The sequence below is a fragment of the Saliniramus sp. genome (assembly GCF_035311605.1).
In the GTDB taxonomy this organism is placed as follows: Bacteria; Pseudomonadota; Alphaproteobacteria; order Rhizobiales; family Beijerinckiaceae; genus Saliniramus.
Map to the genome: position 1 here is coordinate 1 of NZ_DATGCW010000243.1, position 9,722 is coordinate 9,722.

A 9,722-nucleotide genomic window follows, 5' to 3' on the forward strand; every position below is an offset into this window, starting at 1 on the left:
CGGCGGCCTGATCGGCAGGAACGGCGCGGCGATGGCGAGGAAGACGAAAGGGCCGACGAGCACCGCTCCGAACAAGGCGGAGGGGCGTCGCCTCAGCTTCTCCCGGACCCGGTTGCGGCGCGGCGGCAGCGTCTCGATCTGCGGCTGGACATCCCCGCCCGAGGTTGCATGCGCAGGGCCGGCGCAGAGGTGACCGTGCTCGTTTCTGGTCCCTCATGCGCGGATTGAGGATCATGTAGGCGGTGTCGGCGAGCAGGTTCATCAGGATGAAGCCGACGGCGGTGACGGAGGCGACTCCCGACTTGCGGCGGCTCCCGGGCAGGTTCTGGCTGCGGTCGATATTGGTGATCATGGCCTCGGCGTTGAAGGGCGTGCCGTCATGGAAGACGACGCCCTCACGCAGGCTCATTGTCAATTCCGTCTCGTCATCCGACCAGCTCCAATCGGTCGCGAGCCGGGGCACGATGTTGAGATCGGGATCGATATCGACGAGCTTGTCGCAAAGCGCGGTATAGACGATAAGCCCCACGAAGGTGTGCGACTGATCGGGATCGAGCACGTCTGCATCGTCCTGCAGGCCGATGCGCAGTTCCTGCGCCTGCCTGCTCGCCGCCATCGCGGCGATCAGGGCGGCAGCGCGCATCGGCGAAGGGGCAGCGCGTATGGAAGCGGCATCCGGGTGGCGGGGCGACGGGTTTGGGGATATCGCCCGTCAGCGTCGGCCTGTCGCCATCGTGCCGGCGCGCGGGATCGGGAGCGGGAATTGCCGCGAGCAGGGCACGCGAATACGGGTGCAGCGGTGCAGAGAAGAAACCCTCCGCTTCTCCGCCTGCGACGAGCTCACCGAGATACATCACGCCGACCCGGTCGCTCATGTGGCGAACCACGGCGAGATCGTGGGTGATCACGATCAGGATGAGGCTGAATTCCTCCTTGAGATCCTCCAGCAGGTTGATCACCTGCGCCTGGATGGTGACGTCGAGCGCGGTGGTCGGCGCGTCGGCGATCAGCAGGTTGGGATCATTGGCGAGCGCCATGGCGTTTTTGGTGCGCTGGCGCATCACCGATTCGATGATCTGGTCGCCGATGGTGAAGGCGGGATTGAGCGCCGTCATCGGCTCCTGGAAGATCATGGCCATGCGGTCGCCGCGCAGCGCCGACCAGGCCTCGGTGGAGAGCCCGAGCAGATCGCGCCCGTCGAAGCGCACCCGCCCGTCGGTGACGGAGACCGGCGGCGTCTGCAGCAGACCCATCAGCGCCAGTGCCGTGACCGACTTGCCGCAGCCCGATTCGCTGACGATGCACAAGGTCTCGCCGGGCATGATCGAGAAGCTCACGCCATCGACGAGGTTTTGAGCCTGCCGGCCAATCATGATCGAGAGATCCTCGACTGCGAGAAGGGGCGCGTTATCCGACAAGGCCGGCCTCCTGATCGTCCTGTGAGAGAATGCTGCGGCGAAGCGTGGCGATATGGCTGCGTATCGCCTGTTCGGCGGCGCCGGGGTCGTGGCGGGCGATGGCGTCGACGATCGCGGCATGCTGCTCGACATAGGTCGCGATCATGCCTTTCGAGCGCGCCCGTTCGCGCAGGCCGCGCCATGCCTTGTCGCGGCGCACTTCCTCGATGATCTCGTAGAGACCGAAGAGCAGCGCGCGGCGCACGGCCCGCCGCCCGATCCCGAGCTCCGCTGCGAGGTCCCGCTCGGTCGGTCGGCGCAAGGCTTGCCCGCCATTCCGGTCGATGTGCTGCACCGGTGCCCGCAGGGCCGCGCCTGCACGGCTGGAATTATTGCCGCCATTGGTTGCGTGCGCCGTTTCGCCGCCGGCCTCGGCCATGAGCGATGATCCCATCATCGGATTTGCGGGGCCGCCGATCTTGATGCCGGCGTGACCAATCGCATATCGGTTCGTCTGCGCTGACGGGATCAAGCGCGGTGATCGCCGTATCCATACGGGCGATTCACCACGTTTCGGGGGGGCACTCCGGGCCCGCCGGATTGAGCCGCAACCCTCGCCGTTCCGGCCATTCCGACGATGGGATGGCGCGCGCTGCTAGATCAGCATGGCGCGCGGGTCCGTCAGGAGCGCGATCAGATGCGCCGTGAATCGTGCCGCGTCCGCACCGTTGATCACGCGGTGATCGTAGCTGAGATCGAGCGGCACCATCGGGACCGGGCGCGGCGTGTCGCCTTCCCAGACGGTGATGGTTTCAGTGCGGGTGATGCCCAGGATCGCGAGTTCCGGCGGGTTGACGATGGGTGTGAAACCGATCCCGCCGATTCCACCGAGCGAGGTGATGGTCATCGAGGCGCCGCCCATCGCATCAGGGCCGAGCTTGCGCGCCTTGGCCCGCGCCGCCAGATCGGCGATCTCTCCTGCGATCTGCCACAGCCCCTTTTGATCGGCATCCCGGATGACCGGTACCATCAGCCCGTGCGGCGTATCGACGGCGATGCCGATATGGACGTAATCCTTGAGGATCAGCCGCTCGCCATCCGCCGTGAGCGAGGCGTTGAAGCGCGGGAAGGCGCGCAGGCAGCGCGCGAGCGCCGCGACATGGAAAGCCAGCGCCGTCAGCCGGACGCCGCGCGCCTGCGCCTCGTCCTTGAGGTCCGCGCGAAAGGCCTCGATGGCGCGCATATCGGCCCGGTCGTGATGGGTGACCTGCGGGATCTGCGCATTGGCCGCGCCGAGATTGGCAGCGGCGAGCCGGGCGATGCGGCTCATCGGCTCTTCCGTAACGGGGCCGTATGCCGCGTGATCAATGTCCCAGTAAGAGGTTTCGCGCGCAGGCGATGGCGCGGGGGGTGGCGTGCCGGCCTGCCCGCCATCCCCCTCGATATCCTCGCGCGCCATTGTGGTGCGGCCCAGCGCCCGGGCGCGTTCCTCGAGATCGACACCCCTTTCGCGGGCGAGGCGCCGGACGGAGGGTGCGGCAATGATTTCAGACATCCCGTCTCCTCACCAGCTTGCGGAAATGTATTGGGTTTCCATGAATTCGTGCATGCCCTCATGCCCGCCCTCACGGCCCAGCCCCGATTGCTTTACCCCGCCGAACGGCGCAGCGGGATCGCTGACAAGCCCGCGATTGAGCCCGACCATGCCGTATTCGAGCCGCTCGCAGACCTGCATGGCGCGTTTGAAATCGGCTGAGAAGACATAGGCGACGAGGCCGTATTCGGTGGCATTGGCCCGGCGGATCACGTCGTCCTGGTCGCTGAAGGTCTGGATAGCGGCGACGGGGCCGAATATCTCGTCATGCACGCAATCTGCATTCTGCGGCACGTTCGAGAGCACTGTCGGCGGATAATAGAAGCCCTTCCCCGCCGGGACCTCTCCGCCGCATTCCAGCTTCGCGCCCTTTGCCATGGCGTCGGCGACGAAGGCCGCGACCTTGTCGCGGGTATCGGCATTGACGAGTGGGCCAACATCGACTTCCGGATCGCTGCCGTCGCCAACCTTGAGCGCACTCATGCGTTCGCTCAGGCGGCGGGTGAATTCCGGCGCGACCGATTCATGCACATAGATGCGGTTGGCCGCCGTGCAGGCTTCGCCGAGATTGCGCATCTTGGCCAGCATGGTGCCCTCGACGGCCTGATCGAGATCGGCATCGTCGAAAACGATGCAGGGCGCGTTGCCGCCGAGCTCCATGGCGGGTTTGAGCACCTCGCCTGCGGCGGATTTCAGGAGCTTGCGCCCCACGGCCGTCGAGCCGGTGAAGCTCACCACGCGCACGCGCGGATCGGCCAGCATGTGATCGACCAGCGCCCCGGTGCGCTTCGAGGGAAGCACGTTGACGAGCCCTTTTGGCACACCCGCCTCTTCCAGAAGCGGCATCAGTGCCAGCATGGTCAGGGGTGTTTCCGAGGCGGGCTTGACGATCATGCCGCAACCCGCCGCGAGTGCCGGGGCGATCTTGCGCGTCCCCATCGCCGCCGGATAGTTCCAGGGCGTGATCAGTACGGCGAGACCGGCGGGTTTGTGCTGCACGATGATGCGCGCGCCCGAGCTCGGGGCCCGGGTGATCAGCCCGTCGGCGCGCACCGCCTCCTCGGCGAACCAGCGAAAGAACTCGGCGGCATAGGCGGCTTCGCCCATTGCATCCGCGCGCGCCTTGCCGTTTTCCAGCGTGATCAGCTTCGCAAAATCCTCAAGCCGCGCGCTCATCAGCTCAAAAGCGCGGCGCAGGACTTCGGAGCGCGCCCGTGGTGTGCGCGCGGCCCATTCGGCCATGGCGGCTTGCGCCGCATCAAGGGCGGCATCGGCGTCGGCGATGTCGGCGGAGGCGACGGAGGCCAACACGTTTTCGGTTGCCGGGTTGATGACGTCGAAGCGTTCATTCGTCGCCCGCCAGCCGCCGTCGATATAGAGATCGGTGTAATCCATGATGTCCTCGAAAGATTCAGAGCAGGTGACGCAGCGGCTCACCCAGCCGTCCTGCGAAAGCATCGAGAAAGGCGATGGCTGCCGGACCGTCCATCTGCGTGGGGCTGCATTCGAGCGTGATCGAAAGACCCTCTCCCCGGCAGGTGATCGTGATGACGGGCAGCGCTTCGGCGCCGATCGCCACGGATTCAACCGCCGTCGCGCGCAGATCGCGCAGGATCAGCGCCGGTGCCTCGTCGCTCGGCGTGGCGGCGGAAAGGCGGCGATCCTGCGGGATTCGAAATGTTCGCCTTGCACCGAAGCGCTCCACCGCGATGATGCTGTCGCCCCCTGCAAGGCTCGCCCCGGCGAGGCCGGCCAGCAGCGAATCCGCATCGGCAAGTCCATGCGTTTCGCCGGCCCAGCGGGCGAAGGCGGCGAAGCCGTCCTGCGGGCAATGCGCGCCAAGCCGCATTGTTGCGGCGGCTGCCGCGGCATGCGTGGACGGCTGCTGCGCGCCCGGCTGCCGTGATTCTTCAGGCAGGGCGCGCAGCGTCTCGAGATCGCGCATGTGGTAGGGCTGCGGATGACCCGCGCGCACCAGCCGGGCGAGATCGAGCCCTTCGGCGCGTGCGATTCGCCGAAGCTTGGGCGAGGCGAGAATCCGACCCTCGGATTCCGACACTGCCTGTGATGCGGCAGCCGGCGGTGCCTGCACAGCGGCCGGCCTGGCCTGGGCGGGGGCTCGTTGAGCATCCGCCGGAGCCGCTTGCGCCGCACCCTGTGCCGCCATCTGCGCCGCCGATCGGACGACCGTGGCGGATGGCGGGCCCGCGGATATGATGGCGAGCATGCCGCCCACCGCTACGGCCTCACCGGGTTCGGCGAGGGTGGCGGCGAGATAGCCGTCATGGCCTGCCGCGACCTCCATCGTGCTCTTGTCGGTCTCCACCTCGAACAGGACATCCTCGGCGCCGACCGCATCACCGGGGTCCTTCAGCCAGGTGACGAGAACCCCGCTATCCTGCGTCATGCCGAGCTGCGGCATGGTCACCGTGCGGCCCTCCGGCAGGGCATCGTCGGCCGCGGGCGCGGGGTCCGCCTCAGGCGCGGGCGTCGCTGCCGCTTCTCCGGGCGCATCCGCCGTCTCCGAAATCTGCGCGATGACCTTGCCGACGGGAATGTCGGCACCCTCATCGGCCTTGACATGCGTAAGGAAACCGTCGGCCTGGGCCTCGATCTCCATCGTGGCCTTGTCGGTCTCGACCTCGAACAGAAGATCCCCGCGCGCGACCTGTTCGCCTGGCTGTTTCAACCATTGCGTCAGCCGCCCGGAATCCTGCGTCATGCCGAGTTGTGGCATCGTCACGTCATGCGGCATGGATCAATTCCCCCGCGCAGAGCTTGCGTGCCTGCGCTACTACCCGCTCGGGGGTGGGCACGGTCAGATCCTCCAGAGCGGGGCTGAACGGGACCGGGACATCCATCGCGCCCATCCGTAACACCGGTGCATCCAGATGATAGAAAGCCTTCTCGTTCAGCCGCGCGGCGATTTCGGCGGTGACGCCGTAACTCTGATGCCCCTCGTCGATCACGATGGCGCGGCTGGTCTTGCGTACGCTCGCGAGCAGGCTGGCCTCGTCCAGCGGCACGATGGTGCGCGGATCAATGACTTCCGCCTCGATCCCCTCGCCGGCGAGCAATCCGGCGGCTTTCTCCGCGACCTGCACCATCGAGGATGTGGCGATCAGGGTGATGTCGCGCCCCGCGCGCTTGATATGGGCCTCGCCGAAGGGGATCAGGTATTCCTCCTCCGGCACCGGCGCCTTGTCCTGATACATCAGCTTGTCTTCGAAGATGACGACCGGGTTGTTGTCACGGATCGCGGTCTTCATCAGGCCCTTGGCTTCATAAGCGGATGACGGCATGGCGATCTTGAGACCCGGAATATGGGCCACCAGCGCCTGCAGCGACTGGCTGTGCTGCGCCGCCGAGCGGCGGGTGGCGCCGAGGTTGGTGCGCAGCACCATCGGCACCGTGAGCTTGCCGCCGGACATGTAATGCTGCTTCGCGGCCTGATTGCACAGCTGATCCATGACCAGATAGAGGAAATCGCCGAACATCAGATCGACGATCGGCCGCGCACCGGTCATCGCCGCGCCGACGGCCATGCCCACGAATCCGGGCTCGGAGATCGGGGTGTCGATCACCCGCTGGGTGCCGAATTCTTCCACGAGCCCGGAAAGCACCTTGAAGGGCGTGCCGGCCTCGGCCACATCCTCGCCCATCAGGAAGACGGTGGGATCGCGGCGCATTTCCTCGGCGATCGCCTCATTGACGGCCTGGGACAGGGTAATCTCGCGCATCGTTTCCTCCTCAATCCGCATAGACATGCATGTCGACTTCGGATGCATCCGGGTAGGGCGCGGCCTCGGCATAGGCCACGGCCTGCGCGGCATCCTCGGTGATCGCGGCATTCATCGCCTCGATCTCGTTCTCGCTGGCGATGCCCTCGGCGACAAGCCAGGCGCGGAAGCGGATGATGGGATCGCGGTTTTCCTTCCAGTCCTTCTCTTCCTCTTTCGAGCGGTAGTATTCACGGTTGATGTCCCCGACATGGTGGCCGTGATAGCGGTAGGTCATCAGTTCCATGAAGAAGGGGCCCTCGCCCTTGCGAGCGCGCTCGACCAGGCGTCGGGTCAGGGCGTTGACGGCGAGCACGTCCTGGCCGTCGACCTGATGCGCCTCGATGCCGAAGGCCTCGGCGCGCGCGAGAATGGCGCCGGCGGCGATCTCTTCGGTTCGCGTATATTCGGAATAGCCGTTGTTCTCGCAGGCATAGATCACCGGCAGTCTCCACAGGGCCGCCATGTTCATGACCTCGTACATCAGCCCCTGGGCGGTCGCGCCGTCACCGAAGAAGCACACGGTGACGTCGTCCGATCCCGACAGCTTCGCGCGCAGGGCCGATCCCGTGGCGATGCCCATCGAACCGCCGACGATGGCGTTGGCGCCGAGATTGCCGTGGCTCTGGTCGGCGATGTGCATCGAGCCGCCCTTGCCCCGGCAATAGCCCTCTTCCTTGCCGAGAAGCTCGCAGAACATCTCCTTGAATTCCGCGCCCTTGGCCACGCAATGGCCATGCCCGCGATGGGTCGAGGTGATGCGGTCGTTGTCGGTCAGCGCCTCGCAGATACCGACGGCAACCGCTTCCTCGCCGGAATACATGTGGGTCAGACCCGGCATCTTCGCCGAGAGATAGAGCTGGTTGGCATTGTCCTCGAAGGTGCGGATGCGCACCATCTGGCGATACATCCGCAGGTAATCCTCGGTGTTTGTTTTCGGTTCGGCATCAGCCATGGCGATTATCCTGTGGAGGGTGAGACTCGGCGCGGATGCACGGATCGCTCCGCCAGCCGTCATGCGACCGGCGGTCTCGTCCTAGTAGCGGTTGGCGATGGGCAGTTCTTCAGCCGGGAACAGGCTGATCACTTCGCATCCGGTATCCGTGACCACGACCTCCTCCTCGATCCGCGCGGCTGAATACCCGTCGCTGGCCGGGCAATAGGTCTCCAGCGCGAAGACCATGCCGGTCTGGATCTCCATGGGATGATCCATGCTGACCGCGCGGGAAATGATCGGGCGTTCGTGCAGGGCGAGCCCCAGCCCGTGGCCGAATTGCAGGCCGAAGGCGGCATCCTCGTTGGGGAAGCCGAAATCCTCGGCCTTCGGCCAGACGGCGGCAACCTTGTCGGTGCTGACGCCGGGCCTGATCATGGCGATCGAGGCGTCGATCCATTCACGCGCCTTGACATAGGCGTCGTTCTGAGCCGGCGTTGCGCGCCCGATATTGAAGGTGCGGTAGTAGCAGGTGCGATAGCCCTGATAGCTCTGCAGGATATCGAAGAAGGCCTGGTCGCCGGGACGGAAATAGCGATCGGTGAAGTTGTGCGGATGCGGGTTGCAGCGCTCGCCGGAAATGGCGTTGATCGCCTCGACGTCGTCACTGCCCATCTCGTAGAGCATTTTATTCGACAGGGCGACAATGTCGTTCTCGCGGATGCCGGGTTTCAGCTCCTCATAGATCATGTGATAGACACCATCGACCATGCTGGCTGCCTGGGTCAGGAGCTGGATTTCGTCCCAGTTCTTGATCTCGCGGGCCGCGAGCATGACCTGCTGTCCGTCGACGACCTTGAGGCCTTCCTCCTGAAGGGCATGGAACATCGCGGTCTCGGCGTAATCGACGCCGACGGGCATGTCGGCCATGCCGGCATCGCGGATCAGCCCGGCGATTTCGCGGGCATATTTGCGCATCAGGCCGAATTCCGGCGGGATGGTGCCGCGCATCCCGACCACGCCGGCGCGGCAATGCTCGGGCACCAGCCAGTCCGAATACTTCTTGTGATGCATGGCGGCAGAGCCGAAATCCCAGACATAGGGGGCGTCATCGCCGGTCAGCAGACAGAAACGGCACATCTTGTCGCGTTCCCATTCGCCGATCTTGGTGGCGCTGACATAGCGGATATTATTGACGTCGAAGAGCAGGAGCGTCCCGGCCTGCGAGGCCTGCAGCGCCTGTCGGGTGCGTGCGAGCCGGTAGCGGCGCAGGCGATCATGGTCGATTCGGCGTTCGAAATCGACCGAGGTATGACCCCAGGCGGGAAGGCGTCCTTCCCATTTCCAGTGCGGTTCGAGATCCTGCGGGGTCAGGAGATTGGGCAGAAGAGCGCGTGACATGAGACGAATCCTCAGCATCGGCGGGTCGGGCCGCCGGTATCGGGTGATCGGTTTTGGGAAAATGCGCAGCGCGGGCCGCAACGGCCCGCCGGCTCACTGCATGATCATGCCGCCATCGATCATGATGAGCTGGCCTGTCATGTAGTCGCTGTCGCTGGAACACAGGAAGGCGGCGGTGCCCTGCACGTCTTCCGGGTAGCTGTAGCGCTTCATGGTGATCATGGTGCTGGCCAGATGATCCATGGACTGGCCTTCCTTCTCGAACATGCCGATCTTGACCAGATCCTTGTCGAGCTGCTCCCACAATTCGGTACGCACCACGCCCGGCCCGTAGCCATTGACGGTGATCCTGTGCTCCCAAAGGGCCTTGGCGCCGCCGATGATCATGGCGAGCACGGCATATTTCGAGCAGGAATAGGGGATCACGTCGAGGAAGGCGGTGCGCGAGACGATCGAGCCCACGGGGATGATCTTGTAGGGATGATCGGGCATCGGGCCCTGCGCGATCATCTGGCGCGCAGCTTCCTGCATGCCCAGAAGAACGCCCTTGGCGTTGATGTCCATGATCGTGTCCCAGTTGTCTTCATCGATATCCATGAACATGCGCGGTTTGTTCA

General features: G+C 65.3%; 10 protein-coding genes. All 10 read right to left on the reverse strand.

Translation table 11 applies throughout. The features are described from left to right. Positions 1 to 75, reverse strand: a 75-nt coding sequence (locus VKP01_RS17370) for a hypothetical protein (RefSeq protein ID WP_414706565.1), incomplete at its 3' end; no start/stop codon positions are given. Positions 76 to 425: 350 nt separating this feature from the next. Continuing rightward, positions 426 to 1,418 carry an ABC transporter ATP-binding protein gene (locus tag VKP01_RS10950; RefSeq protein WP_414706564.1) on the reverse strand — a complete coding sequence of 331 codons (993 nt, stop codon included), beginning with the start codon at positions 1,416 to 1,418 and terminating at the stop codon, positions 426 to 428. Beyond that, positions 1,408 to 1,836: an FCD domain-containing protein gene (locus VKP01_RS10955; protein WP_324412214.1), complete on the reverse strand. Its 429-nt coding sequence runs from the start codon at positions 1,834 to 1,836 to the stop codon at positions 1,408 to 1,410. Before VKP01_RS10955 ends, VKP01_RS10950 begins: the two co-directional genes overlap by 11 nt. 216 nt (positions 1,837 to 2,052) lie before the next feature. Further along, the gene (locus tag VKP01_RS10960; protein ID WP_324412216.1) at positions 2,053 to 2,952 is read right to left on the reverse strand and encodes a 2-oxo acid dehydrogenase subunit E2; all 900 of its coding nucleotides are present in this window, start codon (positions 2,950 to 2,952) and stop codon (positions 2,053 to 2,055) included. 9 nt (positions 2,953 to 2,961) lie between these two features. Next, entirely contained in the window at positions 2,962 to 4,386 is a 1,425-nt protein-coding gene (locus tag VKP01_RS10965; RefSeq protein WP_324412218.1) for an NAD-dependent succinate-semialdehyde dehydrogenase, read from the reverse strand. 16 nt (positions 4,387 to 4,402) lie between these two features. Next, complete coding sequence (locus tag VKP01_RS10970) at positions 4,403 to 5,746, reverse strand: biotin/lipoyl-containing protein (RefSeq protein WP_324412220.1); 1,344 nt, start codon at positions 5,744 to 5,746, stop codon at positions 4,403 to 4,405. After that, entirely contained in the window at positions 5,736 to 6,731 is a 996-nt protein-coding gene (locus tag VKP01_RS10975) for an alpha-ketoacid dehydrogenase subunit beta (RefSeq protein ID WP_324412222.1), read from the reverse strand. The genes VKP01_RS10970 and VKP01_RS10975 overlap by 11 nt, the downstream gene beginning before the upstream one ends. Positions 6,732 to 6,741: 10 nt before the next feature. Next, the gene (locus VKP01_RS10980) at positions 6,742 to 7,725 is read right to left on the reverse strand and encodes a thiamine pyrophosphate-dependent dehydrogenase E1 component subunit alpha (protein ID WP_324412224.1); all 984 of its coding nucleotides are present in this window, start codon (positions 7,723 to 7,725) and stop codon (positions 6,742 to 6,744) included. Between the two features lie 81 nt (positions 7,726 to 7,806). Beyond that, on the reverse strand, positions 7,807 to 9,105 hold the full coding sequence (locus tag VKP01_RS10985) for a Xaa-Pro peptidase family protein (RefSeq protein WP_324412225.1): 1,299 nt from the start codon (positions 9,103 to 9,105) through the stop codon (positions 7,807 to 7,809). Between the two features lie 93 nt (positions 9,106 to 9,198). Continuing rightward, on the reverse strand, positions 9,199 to 9,722 hold a 524-nt coding region (locus VKP01_RS10990; protein ID WP_324412227.1), incomplete at its 5' end, for an SDR family oxidoreductase.

Bases quoted from the DNA above. Each gene is read 5' to 3' on its own strand.
- VKP01_RS10955 (WP_324412214.1), bottom strand. From the start codon at position 1,836: ATGGCCGAGGCCGGCGGCGAAACGGCGCACGCAACCAATGGCGGCAAT.
- VKP01_RS10970 (WP_324412220.1), bottom strand. From the start codon at position 5,746: ATGCCGCATGACGTGACGATGCCACAACTCGGCATGACGCAGGATTCC.
- VKP01_RS10960 (WP_324412216.1), bottom strand. From the start codon at position 2,952: ATGTCTGAAATCATTGCCGCACCCTCCGTCCGGCGCCTCGCCCGCGAA.
- VKP01_RS10985 (WP_324412225.1), bottom strand. From the start codon at position 9,105: ATGTCACGCGCTCTTCTGCCCAATCTCCTGACCCCGCAGGATCTCGAA.
- VKP01_RS10965 (WP_324412218.1), bottom strand. From the start codon at position 4,386: ATGGATTACACCGATCTCTATATCGACGGCGGCTGGCGGGCGACGAAT.
- VKP01_RS10980 (WP_324412224.1), bottom strand. From the start codon at position 7,725: ATGGCTGATGCCGAACCGAAAACAAACACCGAGGATTACCTGCGGATG.
- VKP01_RS10975 (WP_324412222.1), bottom strand. From the start codon at position 6,731: ATGCGCGAGATTACCCTGTCCCAGGCCGTCAATGAGGCGATCGCCGAG.